This window comes from Niallia endozanthoxylica, from assembly GCF_008710145.1.
Classification (GTDB): Bacteria; Bacillota; Bacilli; order Bacillales; family Cytobacillaceae; genus Bacillus_BD; species Bacillus_BD endozanthoxylica.
Map to the genome: position 1 here is coordinate 743,564 of NZ_VYKL01000015.1, position 15,715 is coordinate 759,278.

The window sequence follows — 15,715 nt, forward strand, 5'->3', positions numbered from 1 at the left end:
TAGACAGGTGCCCCCGCACTCTCTATATGTTCTTTATTCTTATCCAGCTGCGGAGCCTAGCCGCTCGAGGTCCTAACCTAATCCGTAAAGAAGGTTAATGAACAACCTTCCTGCCGGCTCATCTTAAGCTGGTCGCGGCTGGGCAAGGCGCCTCCGCTAGGCCCACAGGACGTGGGTCATGCAGACGTTGCCACAGGATGTGGCGTTCTTAATCTTCGTTCCTTATTCTTGCAAATAAATAACTTGATCTATTTTTCCTTCCAATAATATCTCTTCGGGCATGATTGCCTTGATGACAAACGCTTTTCCTTTTATTAATAGCTGCCCTTGTTTTAAAAGCAGTCTAAGCTCTTTATCTGAGAAAGCAATTAATCCACGATGGTTTTCAATATATATATGTATATGTCCAATCATCGTTATCCGGGGTAGATCCATCATGACATCCTGAGGAAGCTCCATATTTTTTGTTACCCAATTGCGGAGGTATTGTCCCCACTTTTTCGCCATAAAAAAAGAACCCCCTTTCATCTCATATGTATGAAATGAAACAGAGTTCTAGCACCTTTTTTTCTGACAGGGACTAACTTCAAGCCCGTCGGTTTCGATATGGATTTTTTGCACGGGGCGGACCCAGTATTTCAGACCAAACAACAGCATCTACAAGAGTAGATTCATCAATATTCATGCCGTTATCCTTCTTCTCCGCCCTCGTTGTTTGCACGTCAGGTCCCTGTGAAATTCCTGTTGCTATAGATTTCATATTACCCTTCACAACAGACTTTTGCTTCCTTGTCTCTTTTAATTGATCAATACCATCATTCTTTTCCTGGTACATTTCTTCAATTTTTTTCGCAGGCGCTGGATGCTCTTCAGTTAACGTACGTGTAACTTCCTTGAGTATTTCTTTCATCTCATCCATGCGGTTGCTTGGCCTTTCTCTTTTGCTTGCAGATGTATGACTGCTGCCCCGCTTCCTGTGAGCCTCCTCCGTTGCCTTTTTCTTATTTTTAAACATAGAGGACAGTGCAGCAATTAAAATAATGATAATAAAAGGATTGTCAAAGAGAATTTCCAATTGCGAAACCTCCTTTCTGCTGATTCATAAACGTTATGTCCTATTCCTTTTTATTTTTATTGTCTTTAGGACCTGACATTTTTCCGATTGATTCCCTCATGTCCGTATCAGCAGTGATGTTTTGCAAATTCATATAATCCATAACCCCTAAATTACCTGAACGAAGTGCTTCTGCCATTGCAAGAGGAACAGTTGCTTCGGATTCAACAACCTTAGCCCTCATCTCTTCAACCCGCGCCCTCATTTCCTGCTCTTTTGCAACCGCCATCGCCCGACGTTCTTCAGCCTTTGCTTGGGCAATGTTTTTGTCAGCATCAGCTTGTTCCATTTGCAGATGAGCTCCAATATTTTTACCGATATCAACATCTGCAATATCAATGGACAAAATTTCAAAGGCCGTTCCTGAATCTAACCCTTTAGCTAAAACGGTTTGAGAAATCATATCAGGATTTTCTAATACTTTTGTATGATGTTCCGATGAACCAATGGTCGAAATAACCCCTTCACCCACACGGGCAATAATCGTTTCTTCTCCTGCACCACCGACAAGCCGGTCAATATTTGCTCGTACAGTGATTCTTGCTTTTGCTTTTACTTCAATCCCATTCATAGCCATACCAGCAATAAACGGTGTTTCAATAACTTTAGGGTTAACACTCATTTGTACCGCTTCTAATACGTCTCGGCCTGCTAAATCAATCGCAGCACAACGTTCAAACATTAGTTCAATATTAGCACGGTGTGCTGCAATCAAGGCATTAACCACCCTATCTACATTACCACCTGCTAAATAATGACTTTCAAGTTGATTGGTTGTTACATTGAGCCCAGCTTTATGAGCTTTAATTAATGGGTTAATGACCCTGCTTGGGATAACCCTTCTTAACCTCATTCCAATGAGGGTAAAAATACTTACTTTAACTCCAGCAGCAAGGGCTGATATCCACAGCATAACAGGAACAAATGTAAATAATACCGCTAATAAAATAACCCCTACTACAACAGCTACGATTAAAAATGCTGATCCTGCCGTAATTGCCATAATAATCCTCCTTTTTTTACTCTTTTTCTTTATTCACTAATTCCCTGACGACAATTCTTGATCCCTCTGTTTTAATAATTTTCACCTGGGAACCTTTTGAAATAAAACCGCCTTCAGAAACAACATCAATTCGTTCCTCCTGAACGACAACCGTTCCTGAAGGACGTAAATCCGTTAAACATTCACCAATTAGCCCAATCAATTCACTTCGGTTTTGATTAGAAACATATCCAAGTTCTGTACTAGTCGAATCATTGAGAATTAACTTTTTAAAAAATTTCATTTTTTTATCATACACCTTTATCATAACCACGATGGCTAAAATAGATATTGAAAATGCAATTAGAAGGGAAATTCCCATATGGATAAAATTCTCTCCAGCAAGAAAAAAACTAGCCAAGAAAGCTCCAAAACCAAAAATCCCAATAATTCCTCCAGGTAAAACTAATTCTAATAAAATAAGGACAACACCAACTGCAAATAATAGGACTGTACTTATACCAGCTAAACCAGTGACCAAGTGACCGTAAAAGAATAAGAGGAATGCTAATAAACCGACGATTCCAGGAAGTCCAATTCTTGGTGTAAACAGTTCAACAACAAATCCTAAGAAACCAATGGATAATAATATAGTGATAACAATCGGATGGGTGATAAACAAGGCCATTTGATCAAGGAAACTGAGTTTTGGTTGACTATTACCACTCATCAAAGCAGCATCAGCATTGATTAGAAAAGAAAGCAGATATAATACTGATAAACCACCTGTAATTGCAGCAACACGTCGAATCACGAAGCTACCCTCCTTTCATTATTACACCGTTTTACTATTTACGATTCATACGCTTGAAAAGTTTCGTATAGTTGCAAAGAAATAAGAATGCACAAGCAGATACTAGTCTTAAAGCATAATTAAAAAGACTGCAGATAACTGCAGTCTTTTAAACATTATAATGTAAAAGTTTGTTATGAAAGGTGTTGTTGTACAAGTTTATTTACAAGTGATCCATCTGCTTTGCCTTTTACTTTCGGCATTACTGCTGACATCACTTTTCCCATTTCTGCTTTTGATGAAGCGCCCGTTTCCGAAATAGCTTGTTTCACAATTTCAGTTACTTCTTCTTCAGATAGCTGCTCAGGCATATATAATTCTACGTACTGTAACTCAGTACGGATTTTTTCTGCGAGATCTTCACGGCCAGCCTTTTCAAATTCATGGAGGGAGTCCTTGCGTTGTTTAACTTCACGTGAAAGGACAGTTACTTCTTCATCTTCAGACAGCTCATGACCAAGCTTGATTGCTTCATTTTGAATAGAAGACTTTATCATGCGGATTGTCGTAAGCTTATCTTTTTCTTTGTTTTTCATCGCTTGCTTTATATCAGAATTTAAACGTTCGAGAAGACTCATAAGTTACACCCTCTCTTAGAACTTACGTTTTCTTGCAGCTTCAGACTTCTTCTTGCGTTTTACGCTAGGCTTTTCATAAAATTCGCGCTTTCTAGCTTCTTGAATAGTACCAGATTTAGAAACAGTACGTTTGAAGCGTCGAAGAGCATCTTCAAGCGATTCGTTTTTACGAACGACAGTTTTAGACATTCTCTTTCCCTCCCTCCGAGCACAACACACTTACATCAATCCATGGAAATCCCATGTACTTTGCAATTATAATATATCAGAGAAACAAGGTCAACTGTAATTCGTCTCAACTTGTATCTATTGTTTATATACTAATCAAAATTCAACATGATTAGAGACTCTTCAGTTGAGTTAAATGATCAGTTTTCCCCAGAAAATTTTCTTCTGATTATTGTTATACTGCCTCATTTTCCAACTCAGAATTCTCAATGACGCGAACAAATTTCCCTTCATTGTAAGGATAGCCTGCTTTATCAATTTTAACCTTTACAATTTGACCGACCATCTCTTCTGTAGCAGGAAGAACAACCTTTAAATAATTGTCGGTATAACCAACATACAAACCTTTACCAGCTTCTTCTTTGAATTCCTCTTCAGGAATCACTTCCAATACTTCACCTTCAAATTTAGAGGCATATTCCTTTGCCAGTTGATCAGACAAAGCAATCAGACGATGAACTCGTTCATTTTTCACTTCTTCATCAACCTGATCTTCCATTCTGGCGGCTGGAGTGCCTGTCCGTTTTGAATAAGGAAAGACATGAAGCTCAGAAAATTGATGTTCTTTAATAAAATGATAAGTTTCCATGAATTCCTCTTCTGTTTCGCCTGGGAAACCAACAATCACATCAGATGTAACCGCTAAATCCGGCATAATTTCTTTTAATTTCCCTAATCTTTCTGCAAAAGAAGCCATTGTATACTTTCTTCTCATTCTTTTTAAAACTGTATCTGATCCGGATTGAAGCGGTATATGCAGATGTCTTACAATAATATTTGAATTCTTAATGACTTCTACTACTTCATCAGTAATTTGGCTTGCCTCAATCGAAGAGATTCTAAGGCGCTTTAAGCCCTTAACATTTGCTTCTAAATCACTTAAAAGCATAGCAAGATTATAGTCCTTTAAGTCCTCGCCATACCCACCTGTATGAATTCCTGTCAGCACAATCTCCTTGTAACCTGCATCAACAAGCTGTTGGGCTTGATTAATTACTTCCTTTGGATCGCGGGAACGCATTAATCCCCTTGCCCATGGAATAATACAGAACGTACAGAAATTGTTACAGCCTTCTTGGATTTTTAGTGATGCCCTCGTGCGATCTGTAAAGGAAGGTACATCCAATTCTTCATAAACACGGCTCTTCATAATATTACCAACGGCATTAATTGGCTGACGCTCTTCTTTATACTGATTAATATATTCAAGCATTTTTACACGGTCCTGTGTACCGATTACAATATCCACACCAGGAATCGCCAAGATTTCAGCTGGTGAAGTTTGTGCATAACAGCCTGTTACGCAAATAACGGCATCAGGATTTTTTCTAATGGCTCTGCGAATAACTTGTCGGCTTTTTTTATCACCGGTATTGGTAACCGTACATGTATTAATAATATATACATCTGATCGTGATTCAAAATCAACACGCTCATAGCCTTCTTGTTTAAACAACTGCCATATAGCTTCTGTTTCATAATGGTTTACTTTACAACCAAGTGTATGAAATGCAACAGTTTGCATGTATATTCACCTCAATAATTCTAAATGATATGACACTGCGGATAATAGGTATAGCGGGGCCGTTTCTGTCCGTAAAATCCTCGGTCCAAGCCCGCAAAGACGAAAACCGCACGCTTTAAGCTTTTCGACTTCTCCAGTAGATAAACCACCTTCAGGTCCAAACACAACAAGCAAAGAGCCCCCTTTTTCAAGCTCTTTTAAACTTGAAACAAGCACCTTATCTTCTCCAAGTCTTGCCTCTTCCTCATAAGCAACTAATTTCACATCATAACCTTCTGCGTAGTTTAGAAGGGACTGCAGATTAACTGGCTGCATAATTTCAGGGATAATGGTTCGATGGGATTGCTCAGCAGCTTCTTTTGCGATTTTTTGCCACCTATTTATTTTTTTATCAGCCTTTTTTCCATCCCATTTAACGATAGAACGATCTGCAGTAAAAGGGATAAACTTAGATGCTCCAAGCTCTGTTCCCTTTTGTATAATCCATTCAATCTTATCCCCTTTAGGCAGGCCGCTCACGATTGTAACTGACACAGACAGTTCTACTGACTCCTCCTTCCATTGTATAACGGAAGCAATCACTTGATCAGTGGAAATTTCTGCAATTGAACAAAGAGCTGTTTTTTGATTTTCACTGACACAGATAATTTCATCCTTTTCTTTCATCCTCATAACTTTAGAAATATGGTGAAAATCCTCACCTGTGATGAAAAAACAATTATTTTCTGTTGAATAGGAAGCAAAATATCTCTGCATCCTGAGCACCATCCCTTATCTAATGTAAAAGCAGCTTAGGCAAAGTAAATTCCTTCTACGACTAATTAATAGTACCTTAATAACAGTTAAAAAGGGCGTGTAGAAATTAACACTTAGCCCTTTTCTTTGATTTATTTTCTTTTTGCAATAAAGGCTACCCAGTCCTCCATATTAAGCGTTTCTTCTATTTCAAAACCTGCCGCTTCAATGGAATCTCTCACCTGATCCTTCTTTTGTTTGATAATCCCGGCAGTAATGAAATAGCCGCCCTGTTTCACGCAATTTGCAGCATCTTCTGTAAAGCGCAAAATAACTTCTGCAAGAATATTGGCCACAACTACATCTGCTTTTGTGTCAATTCCTTCAAGTAAATTGTTTTGAAGAACCTCGACCGACTCGTGCACTTTATTCAGCTTTAAGTTAAGTCTGGCTGATTGAACCGCTACTTCATCTAAGTCTAAAGCAGTCACCTTATTTGCACCTAACATAGCTGCTGCAATGCTTAATACACCAGATCCAGTTCCTACATCAATGACCGTATCGCCTTTTTTTACAGTCCTCTCCAGCGCTTGTATGCTCATGACTGTCGTTGGGTGCGTCCCTGTACCAAACGCCATTCCCGGGTCTAATTCTATAATTAATTCATCGCTGTTTACCGGTGTGTATTCTTCCCAAGTCGGAACAATGGTAAAGCGCTGGGAAATTTTCACCGGATGATAATATTTTTTCCATGCAGTTGCCCATTCTTCTTCATGAACCTCTGTGAGAGAAACACTGTTTTTTCCAATATCAATATTGTGGATAATCAAGTTATTGATAGCCTCTTTGATTTCATCAACAGTTTCTCCTAAAAAGCTGTTAATCGGCAAATAAGCCTTAATAATAACGCCTTCTTCAGGGTAATCTTTCGGATTAAGTTGGTAGATTTCGCCGAAACGATCTTCCCTTTCTTTCACAAGTTCTACCGGGTCTTCTATGACCACACCGCTCGCCCCTGCTTCGTGCAGAATATTGGAAATCGGTTCAATTGCTTCATTTGTTGTGTGAATACTAATTTCTGACCATTTCAACGCTACCAGCTCCTAATCTTATTCACCCTTGAATGCTCTTCTTACTTTATCAAAAAAGCCTTCCTCATGTTCATCCTTTTGATCAGCTCCGCTGATTTCAGCAAATTCCTGTAGTAATTGCTTTTGTTTTTCCGTTAACTTCGTTGGCGTAATAACTTTTACAATAATATGCTGATCTCCAATACCGCGTCCGCGGACATTCGGAATTCCTTTTCCTCTTAAGCGGAATTTTGTACCTGTCTGTGTCCCGCTCGGCACCTTAAGCTTCACTTTTCCATGCAGGGTAGGGACTTCGATTTCATCGCCTAGAGCAGCCTGTGCAAAGGTAATCGGCATCTCACAGTATACATCATCACCGTCACGTTCAAAAAATTCATGTGAACGAATATGGAAGACAACATATAAATCTCCTGCCGGGCCGCCGTTAGTACCTGGTTCACCTTGCCCGGTTACCCGTAATTGCTGGCCATCGTCAATACCAGCAGGAATTTTGACCGCTATTTTCCGGCGTTTCTTTACTTTCCCAGTTCCGCCGCAAGTTGAACATTTATGCTTAATTTCTTTACCAGTACCATGACAATAATTACATACACGACGATTGACAATTCGGCCAAAAGGAGTATTTTGTTCAATGTTTAACTGACCGCTTCCATGACAATGTGAACATGTTTCAGGCTGCGTCCCTTTTTTAGCACCAGTCCCATCACATGTTTCACAGTTTTCCTCGCGTGGAATTTCAATTTCCGTTTCTTTTCCAAAAACTGCATCTTCGAAATTTAACGTCATTGTGTATTGTAAATCAGCGCCCTGCCTTGGTGCATTTGGGTCACGGCGTCTACCGCCGCCGCCGCCAAAGAAGGTGCTGAAAATATCCTCAAAACCGCCAAAGCCGCCGAAATCTCCACCGCCGCCAAAGCCTTGATTTGGATCGGTATGACCAAATTGATCATAGTGGGAGCGTTTTTGATCATCACTTAATACTTCATACGCTTCTTTCACTTCTTTAAACTTCTCATCTGCATCAGGCTCTTTATTAATGTCAGGATGGTATTTTTTTGAAAGCTTTCGATATGCCTTTTTAATTTCGTCCTTTGATGCACTTTTACTTACACCAAGTACCTCATAGTAATCCCTTTTATCCATTATTGCCACTCCCCGAGTTTTCACATAAAAATTATTGTAGCATTTCTATATAGGTTATCGCAATTCATTTTAGAGTAAAATAAAAGTCAAAGCCAAGTAAGACCTGACTTTGACTTTTATTTCATCATATTAGAAAAATATCTTTTTGTTATAAATTCTTTTTCCAACCACACAAAGCGGCTGAACTATTTTTCTAATTATTTATCGTCTTTTACTTCTTCGAATTCCGCATCTACTACATTATCGTCTTTAGGAGCACTTGCACCTTCAGCTCCCTGTGCAGCCTGCGCTTGTTTTGCAGCTTCTTCGTAAAGCTTCACAGAAAGGTTTTGCACCACTTCCTGCAGCGCATCCTTCTTCGCACGCATCTCATCAAGATCATTTTTCTCGATAGCAGCTTTAAGTTCATCTTTAGCTGTATTAGCTTTTTGAACTTCTGTCTCGTCTACTTTGCCTTCAAGATCTTTTAATGTTTTTTCCGTTTGGAAAACAAGCTGATCTGCTTCATTACGAAGTTCTACTTCCTCTTTACGCTTCTTATCCGCTTCAGCGTTCAATTCAGCTTCTTTAACCATTTTTTCGATTTCTTCATCTGATAAACCTGTAGAAGATTTAATTGTAATGGTTTGTTCCTTATTTGTTCCAAGATCCTTCGCACGTACATTAACAATTCCGTTTTTATCAATATCAAATGATACTTCGATTTGTGGAATTCCTCTTGGAGCCGGCGGAATATCACTTAATTGGAAGCGTCCAAGTGTTTTGTTATCTGAAGCCATTGGACGTTCACCCTGTAATACGTGGATATCAACAGCTGTTTGATTATCAGCAGCAGTAGAGAACACTTGAGATTTTGAAGTAGGAATCGTTGTATTACGATCAATCAGTTTTGTGAACACACCGCCCATTGTTTCAATACCAAGCGAAAGTGGTGTTACGTCTAAAAGAACAACATCTTTCACATCACCAGTGATAACACCGCCCTGAACAGCAGCACCCATTGCCACTACTTCATCAGGGTTTACACCTTTATGAGGTTCTTTCCCTGTTGCTTTCTTAATTGCTTCTTGAACAGCAGGGATACGAGTTGAGCCTCCGACAAGGATAACTTTGTCAATTTCTGACGTTGAAAGGCCTGCATCACTTAATGCCTGACGAGTTGGTCCCATTGTACGTTCTACCAGATTTGCAGAAAGCTCTTCAAATTTAGCACGAGTTAAAGTTACTTCTAAATGTAGCGGGCCAGCTTCACCAGCTGTAATGAATGGTAAGGAAATTTGTGTGCTTGTTACACCAGATAAATCTTTTTTCGCCTTTTCTGCAGCATCTTTCAAACGCTGTACAGCCATTTTATCTTTTGAAAGGTCAATTCCGTTTTCTTTACGGAATTGGTCAACTAAATAATCAATGATTACTTGGTCGAAATCATCTCCACCAAGACGATTGTCACCGGCAGTCGCTTTTACTTCGAATACGCCGTCACCTAGCTCAAGGATGGATACGTCAAACGTACCGCCGCCTAAGTCAAAAACAAGGATTGTTTGATCTTCATCTGTCTTATCTAGACCATAGGCTAGCGCTGCAGCAGTAGGCTCATTGATAATACGTTCAACTTCAAGACCGGCAATTTTACCAGCATCTTTCGTTGCTTGACGTTCCGCATCATTAAAATAAGCAGGAACAGTAATAACCGCTTTTGTTACTTCTTCACCAAGATAAGCTTCTGCTGTCGCTTTTAGATTTTGCAGGATAATAGCCGAAATTTCCTGTGGACTATACTCTTTGCCTTCCACTTCTTCTTTGTGGCTTGTTCCCATATGACGTTTAATTGAAATAATTGTATTTGGGTTTGTAATTGCCTGACGTTTGGCTACTTCCCCCACTTGGCGTTCGCCATTTTTAAATGCCACAACAGATGGCGTTGTCCGGTTTCCTTCTGGATTAGGAATAACTTTTGGTTCTCCACCCTCCATGACGGCAACACAGGAGTTTGTTGTTCCTAAGTCAATACCAATGATTTTGCTCATTTTCCTTTCCTCCCAATCAATATGTAGATTACTGATTTACTTTAACCATCGCAGGACGAATAACTCGATCCTTTAAAATATAGCCTTTTTGAAACTCTTCCACTACAACGTTTGAACCAAAATTTTCATCTTCTACTTGCATAATTGCTTGATGAATATGAGGGTCAAACTCTTTTCCAACAGCTTCAATTTGCTCTGCACCTGCATTTTTAAGTGCATCTAACAAACTTCTGTAAACCATTTCTACTCCTTGTAGTAATGATTTAGCTTGCTCATTATCTGCTTCCATAGCAAGAGCTCTTTCGAAATTATCAATAGCAGGCAATAAATCAGAGATCAAGCTTTGTGCTTTATATTTTTCACTCGCTTCAAGATCAAGTCTTGCACGACGTCGAGCATTTTCAAAGTCTGCTTGAACACGAAGAATACGATTCTCCGCTTCATCAAGTTTCGTTTGTAATTCAGCATTTTGCTTTTTTAACTCTTCTATTTCTGTTTGCAAAAGCTGCTCACTCTTTTCCTCTTCTTTTGGAGGTTCTTCAGCAAAGACCTCTTCAACCACTTCAACTTCTTCGGCTTCAGCTGTATTTTCAGCAGTCTTTACAGTTGATTTTTCTTCATTCAATTCTTTTTCTGACATTATTGTCACCTCCCTTAAATGAAATGCGGAGACGCCTTGCTCAGTCGCGACAAGCTTAAGATGGGACGGGGAGAAGGTTGTTCTTTAACCTTCTCATCGTCACAGCTTAAGACCTCGAGAGTCTAGCCGCTGCAGCTGGACAATCTGAAATGCGGAGATGCCTTGCTCAGTCGCGACAAGCGGCACTTATTTTAAGATTTATTTGCGAAAACATATTGAAAGGGATGGAAATGGTTTCTTCCACCCTTAACAATATTTCCACGTCTATTTCATTTGATACAACTTAGTTAAGACAGCAGATAAGTCATGGGATAATAATTGCATTAAACTAATAACCCTAGAATATTCCATCCTTGTGGGTCCAAGAATAGCTATGGAACCCAGCTGTTCGTTTCCAATTGAATAGGAAGCTGTAATAAAACTACAATCTTCCAAAGCGGAGTTTACATTTTCACGACCAATCTTCACATGAATTCCACTTGGATTTTTACGAATAATATCATAGAAATCTTTTTCCTGCTCAATTAAGTCAAGCAAATTACGGACTTTCTCAATATTATGAAACTCTGGCTGGTTTAACATATTTGTTTTTCCACTGAAAAATAGTTTGTCATTTGGAGAAACCTTGAGTGAATCACCAATGATATTTAGCATGATATCATAGTTTTCAATATGCTGCCGCAGTAATTCAGCGATTTCCATGAACAATTTATTATTTAAGCTGTCAAGCGGCACTCCTGACAAACGCTCATTTAAAATATTAACAAACTTTTCAAGATCACTTGCATTCATCGCTTCAGGCAAATGGAATATTTTGTTTTCCACATGTCCTGTATCTGTTACAATAATGGCCACAGCTGTTTCCTGATTCAATGGAACGATTTGAATTCTACGCAGTTTATTTTCCCTTACAGCCGGACCGAGTACAATAGCAGTGTAATTTGTTAGGTCAGATAAGATCTTTGCTGATTTTTGCACAATTTTTTCCATTTCATAAATGCGTTCAGCAAAAATTGACTTTACTTTATGGATATCTTGAAAATTAAGTTTCTGCGGTGAAAGTAAATGATCGACATAATATCGATATCCTTTTTCAGAAGGTATCCGACCGGAAGATGTATGTGTTTTTTCGATAAAACCCAATTCTTCTAAATCTGCCATTTCATTACGGATTGTGGCAGAACTGAACGATATCTCATCCTTTTTTGCCAAGCTTCTAGATCCAACCGGTTGGGCGTATTGGATGAAATCATCAACGATCACTTGCAGAATAAGCAGCTGTCGATCCGTTAACATATTCATCACCTCTGTTAGCACTCATTACTTGCGAGTGCTAAATCTAATATTAAAATATCAAATGTAATGGCAAAATGTCAATATAAATACAACTACTTCATTCGAAAAGCGAAAGCTCCTGCTATGCCTGTTGTTAGGATAGAGCTTCCTTCCTAATTTAATAAAAATGCTTGAAATACCTCATTTCCTAAAAATAAGCCTTTTTTTGTTAAGGAAATACATCCATCTCTTACATGAATTAAATCTTTATTAACCAATTGATTTATTACATCTTCAAAAATTACCAGCGGGCTATTTCCAAATTTCCCAATAAAATGATTAATGGAAACCCCTTTTATCTTTCTTAAGCCCAGAAACATTTCTTCTTCCCACATTTCCTTTTCACTTAATATAATCTCATCCATTATAGGTAGTTGATTGTTTTCAATTGGGGTCATATATTTTTTTAATGGTCCGTAGTTTGAACGGCGTACTCCATTTATATAACTATGAGCACCTGCACCAAAACCATAATAATAGTCATTATCCCAATAAGTTAAATTATGACGGCTTTCAAATCCTTTTTTTGAGAAATTACTGATTTCATATTGATGATACCCATGCTTTTCCATTTGATTCATCAGTGTTTCATACATGGCCGCTTCCTCATCCTCATCAGGCAGCTGCAACACCCCTTTATGGTGCAATTGATAAAAAATGGTTTTTGGTTCAATGATGAGCGAGTATCCTGAAAAGTGAGTGGTTCCCAATGAAAATGAAGTATCTAATGTTTGATTAAAATCCTCTAATGTTTGACCTGGTAAGCTATAGATTAAATCGATGCTAATATTATGAAAACCAACCTTTTTTGCAGCTTCTACTGAACGGAACACATCTTCAGCCTTATGAGTTCTACCTATTTTTTTTAGAAGCTCATCATTAAAAGACTGGACACCAAAGCTTAGGCGATTCACACCTGAATCAAAAAGAACCTTTAGCTTATCCGCTGTTAAATCACCCGGATTCGCTTCAAAAGTATATTCCAGACCATTATTAAATGGTAAATGGTCCTGAATGATTTTACATAACCTTTCTAGTTGCTTTACGCTCAAGGCTGTCGGCGTTCCCCCGCCAACAAAGATAGAGTTCAATCCTTTTGTCGGTGTTTTTGCCATTGTGATTTTCATTTCCGCTTCAAGCGCTGTGAGATATTCATCCACTGGCTGTCCTTTTAAAAATACCTTATTAAAATCACAATAATGACAGATATGCTCACAAAAAGGAATATGGATATAAGCTGCTTGTGTCATTATAATTCCTCCTTGTTATATGAAAAGCTTTGTTTTTTAACATTGTTGATTTTTGACTCATCTACAGTTGTATGGTTAGGAAGTGACAGGAGAAAATTCATTTTCTCCTGTCACTTCCTAACCATACAACTACCTTTCAGCACAGCTGAAAGGCGTGAGAAATGGACATTTCTCACGGATGAGTCAAAAATCTGATGAATCAACATAATTTGTTAGCAAGTCATATGAAAAAGAGGCTAAGCTGCTCTAATAGATAGAGAAGAACAGCTAACCTCTTTATGCGTATATGCTGTTTGGTTTTCCTTAATCAGCAATTATTTCTTTGAATTGTTGTTATCATCCATTTTTAGTACAGCCATAAAAGCTTCCTGCGGCACTTCAACAGATCCAACCTGCTTCATACGTTTTTTCCCTTCTTTTTGCTTTTCTAACAGCTTACGTTTCCGGGAAATGTCTCCGCCATAACATTTTGCTAAGACGTTTTTACCAATTGACTTTATGTTTGTTCTTGCAATAATTTTCTGTCCGACTGCTGCTTGGACAGGCACTTCAAACTGCTGTCGAGGAATTAATTCCTTCAGTTTCTCAACAATAACCTTTCCACGATCATACGCAAAATCTTTATGTACGATAAAGCTTAATGCATCGACCTTTTCACCATTTAGCAGGATATCCATTTTTACAAGTTTGGACGGCTTATAGCCTATTAATTCATAATCAAAGGAAGCATATCCCTTTGTACTTGATTTTAACTGATCAAAGAAATCATATACAATTTCAGAAAGAGGAATTTCATAAATGATACTTACACGGGATTCATCCATATATTCCATATTCATAAAATTACCGCGTTTACCTTGACAAAGTTCCATAATCGTACCAACATAATCATTTGGCGCCATCATCGTGGCTTTTACATAAGGCTCTTCAATGCGGTCAATTTTTTGCGGATCCGGCATTTCAGAAGGATTACTAACCTGAATCGTTGTGCCGTCAGTCATAATCACTTCATAAATAACACTTGGAGCAGTTGTAATTAAATCAATTTTAAATTCACGTTCAATCCGCTCTTGGATAATTTCCATATGAAGAAGGCCTAAAAATCCACAGCGGAAACCAAAGCCAAGTGCTTGAGATGTTTCCGGTTCAAATTGAAGCGATGAATCATTTAATTGAAGCTTTTCCAATGCTTCGCGCAAATCATTAAAACGCGCGTTATCAATAGGATATAAACCACAATATACCATTGGGTTTAGTTTTCTGTACCCAGGCAATGACTCACTTGCCCCATTTTTGGCATTGGTAATCGTATCACCAACACGAGTGTCGCCCACATTCTTAATTGAGGCTGCCAAATAACCAACATCTCCCACAGTTAATTCATTAACCGCACATGCTCTTGGATTGTATACTCCAACCTCTGTTACCTCAAACTCTTTGTTTGTTGCCATCATTCTGATTTTATCGCCAACTTTTACAGTACCGTCAACCACACGAATATAAACAACTACACCACGATACGCATCATATAAGGAATCAAAAATAAGTGCCTTTAGGGGAGCCTCTGGATCACCGCTAGGTGCAGGTACTTTTTCCACTATTTGTTCAAGTATTTCTTCAATACCAATACCTGCCTTTGCAGACGCAAGCACAGCTTCTGAAGCATCCAAACCGATTACATCCTCAACTTCCTGTCTGACCCTCTCTGGATCAGCACTAGGTAAATCAATTTTATTTATGACAGGGACAATCTCTAAATCATTATCTAGTGCTAAATAAACGTTTGCTAATGTCTGTGCTTCAATTCCCTGGGCTGCATCAACTACAAGAATAGCTCCTTCACATGCTGCAAGACTGCGGGACACTTCATAAGTGAAGTCTACGTGTCCAGGAGTATCAATTAAATGGAAGGTATATGTTTCTCCATCCTTTGCAGTATATTTTAACTGGACGGAATTGAGTTTAATTGTAATCCCTCTTTCTCTTTCCAAATCCATTGAATCGAGAAGCTGGTCTTTCATTTCACGTTGTGTTAATGCATTCGTTTTTTCTAAAATCCGATCAGCTAATGTCGATTTTCCATGGTCGATATGAGCGATGATGGAGAAATTACGAATTTTTTTTTGTCTATTGAGTCTTTCTTCTGTGTTCATATCGTTCACTCCTACTAAACTTCCACTTTTACACTATTTTTGATTATAACAGCAGGATAAC

14 protein-coding genes and 1 pseudogene are annotated in these 15,715 nt (G+C 38.5%); all 15 read right to left on the reverse strand.

Going from position 1 to position 15,715, the window contains the following annotated elements:
* Positions 1 to 222: 222 nt before the first annotated feature.
* Complete coding sequence (gene yqfC, locus F4V44_RS10830) at positions 223 to 507, reverse strand: sporulation protein YqfC (RefSeq protein WP_150440001.1); 285 nt, start codon at positions 505 to 507, stop codon at positions 223 to 225.
* A gap of 79 nt (positions 508 to 586) precedes the next feature.
* Complete coding sequence (locus F4V44_RS10835; RefSeq protein ID WP_150440002.1) at positions 587 to 1,075, reverse strand: hypothetical protein; 489 nt, start codon at positions 1,073 to 1,075, stop codon at positions 587 to 589.
* 40 nt (positions 1,076 to 1,115) lie between these two features.
* Positions 1,116 to 2,117, reverse strand: coding sequence for a flotillin-like protein FloA (gene floA / locus F4V44_RS10840; protein WP_150440003.1), 1,002 nt, complete (start codon positions 2,115 to 2,117; stop codon positions 1,116 to 1,118).
* Positions 2,118 to 2,133: 16 nt separating this feature from the next.
* Positions 2,134 to 2,814: pseudogene (locus tag F4V44_RS10845) on the reverse strand (NfeD family protein); the annotation flags it as partial.
* A gap of 269 nt (positions 2,815 to 3,083) precedes the next feature.
* Positions 3,084 to 3,527 carry a GatB/YqeY domain-containing protein gene (locus F4V44_RS10850; protein WP_150440004.1) on the reverse strand — a complete coding sequence of 148 codons (444 nt, stop codon included), beginning with the start codon at positions 3,525 to 3,527 and terminating at the stop codon, positions 3,084 to 3,086.
* Between the two features lie 15 nt (positions 3,528 to 3,542).
* Positions 3,543 to 3,716: a 30S ribosomal protein S21 gene (rpsU, locus tag F4V44_RS10855; RefSeq protein WP_015595024.1), complete on the reverse strand. Its 174-nt coding sequence runs from the start codon at positions 3,714 to 3,716 to the stop codon at positions 3,543 to 3,545.
* A gap of 214 nt (positions 3,717 to 3,930) precedes the next feature.
* Positions 3,931 to 5,280, reverse strand: coding sequence for a tRNA (N(6)-L-threonylcarbamoyladenosine(37)-C(2))-methylthiotransferase MtaB (mtaB, locus tag F4V44_RS10860; RefSeq protein WP_150440005.1), 1,350 nt, complete (start codon positions 5,278 to 5,280; stop codon positions 3,931 to 3,933).
* A 6-nt stretch (positions 5,281 to 5,286) separates the two neighbouring features.
* The gene (locus tag F4V44_RS10865) at positions 5,287 to 6,036 is read right to left on the reverse strand and encodes a 16S rRNA (uracil(1498)-N(3))-methyltransferase (RefSeq protein WP_150440006.1); all 750 of its coding nucleotides are present in this window, start codon (positions 6,034 to 6,036) and stop codon (positions 5,287 to 5,289) included.
* Between the two features lie 131 nt (positions 6,037 to 6,167).
* Positions 6,168 to 7,106 (reverse strand): 50S ribosomal protein L11 methyltransferase, encoded by a 939-nt coding sequence (gene prmA, locus F4V44_RS10870; protein WP_150440007.1) that lies wholly within the window; start codon positions 7,104 to 7,106, stop codon positions 6,168 to 6,170.
* An 18-nt stretch (positions 7,107 to 7,124) separates the two neighbouring features.
* Positions 7,125 to 8,249, reverse strand: a complete 1,125-nt coding sequence (gene dnaJ, locus F4V44_RS10875) for a molecular chaperone DnaJ (protein ID WP_150440008.1) — start codon at positions 8,247 to 8,249, stop codon at positions 7,125 to 7,127.
* A gap of 197 nt (positions 8,250 to 8,446) precedes the next feature.
* On the reverse strand, positions 8,447 to 10,276 hold the full coding sequence (dnaK, locus tag F4V44_RS10880) for a molecular chaperone DnaK (RefSeq protein WP_150440009.1): 1,830 nt from the start codon (positions 10,274 to 10,276) through the stop codon (positions 8,447 to 8,449).
* A 28-nt stretch (positions 10,277 to 10,304) separates the two neighbouring features.
* The gene (grpE, locus tag F4V44_RS10885) at positions 10,305 to 10,916 is read right to left on the reverse strand and encodes a nucleotide exchange factor GrpE (RefSeq protein WP_150440010.1); all 612 of its coding nucleotides are present in this window, start codon (positions 10,914 to 10,916) and stop codon (positions 10,305 to 10,307) included.
* Between the two features lie 264 nt (positions 10,917 to 11,180).
* Positions 11,181 to 12,212: a heat-inducible transcriptional repressor HrcA gene (gene hrcA, locus F4V44_RS10890; RefSeq protein WP_150440011.1), complete on the reverse strand. Its 1,032-nt coding sequence runs from the start codon at positions 12,210 to 12,212 to the stop codon at positions 11,181 to 11,183.
* 152 nt (positions 12,213 to 12,364) lie between these two features.
* A complete protein-coding gene (gene hemW, locus F4V44_RS10895; RefSeq protein WP_150440012.1) occupies positions 12,365 to 13,501 on the reverse strand; it encodes a radical SAM family heme chaperone HemW in 1,137 nt (378 codons plus the stop codon).
* A 314-nt stretch (positions 13,502 to 13,815) separates the two neighbouring features.
* A complete protein-coding gene (lepA, locus tag F4V44_RS10900) occupies positions 13,816 to 15,654 on the reverse strand; it encodes a translation elongation factor 4 (RefSeq protein WP_150440013.1) in 1,839 nt (612 codons plus the stop codon).
* Positions 15,655 to 15,715 lie beyond the last annotated feature (61 nt).

Excerpts from the sequence above, each read along its gene's own strand:
- yqfC (WP_150440001.1), bottom strand. The coding sequence starts at position 507 with ATGGCGAAAAAGTGGGGACAATACCTCCGCAATTGGGTAACAAAAAAT.
- floA (WP_150440003.1), bottom strand. The coding sequence starts at position 2,117 with ATGGCAATTACGGCAGGATCAGCATTTTTAATCGTAGCTGTTGTAGTA.
- F4V44_RS10850 (WP_150440004.1), bottom strand. The coding sequence starts at position 3,527 with ATGAGTCTTCTCGAACGTTTAAATTCTGATATAAAGCAAGCGATGAAA.
- rpsU (WP_015595024.1), bottom strand. The coding sequence starts at position 3,716 with ATGTCTAAAACTGTCGTTCGTAAAAACGAATCGCTTGAAGATGCTCTT.
- mtaB (WP_150440005.1), bottom strand. The coding sequence starts at position 5,280 with ATGCAAACTGTTGCATTTCATACACTTGGTTGTAAAGTAAACCATTAT.
- F4V44_RS10865 (WP_150440006.1), bottom strand. The coding sequence starts at position 6,036 with ATGCAGAGATATTTTGCTTCCTATTCAACAGAAAATAATTGTTTTTTC.
- dnaJ (WP_150440008.1), bottom strand. The coding sequence starts at position 8,249 with ATGGATAAAAGGGATTACTATGAGGTACTTGGTGTAAGTAAAAGTGCA.
- dnaK (WP_150440009.1), bottom strand. The coding sequence starts at position 10,276 with ATGAGCAAAATCATTGGTATTGACTTAGGAACAACAAACTCCTGTGTT.
- grpE (WP_150440010.1), bottom strand. The coding sequence starts at position 10,916 with ATGTCAGAAAAAGAATTGAATGAAGAAAAATCAACTGTAAAGACTGCT.
- hrcA (WP_150440011.1), bottom strand. The coding sequence starts at position 12,212 with ATGTTAACGGATCGACAGCTGCTTATTCTGCAAGTGATCGTTGATGAT.
- hemW (WP_150440012.1), bottom strand. The coding sequence starts at position 13,501 with ATGACACAAGCAGCTTATATCCATATTCCTTTTTGTGAGCATATCTGT.
- lepA (WP_150440013.1), bottom strand. The coding sequence starts at position 15,654 with ATGAACACAGAAGAAAGACTCAATAGACAAAAAAAAATTCGTAATTTC.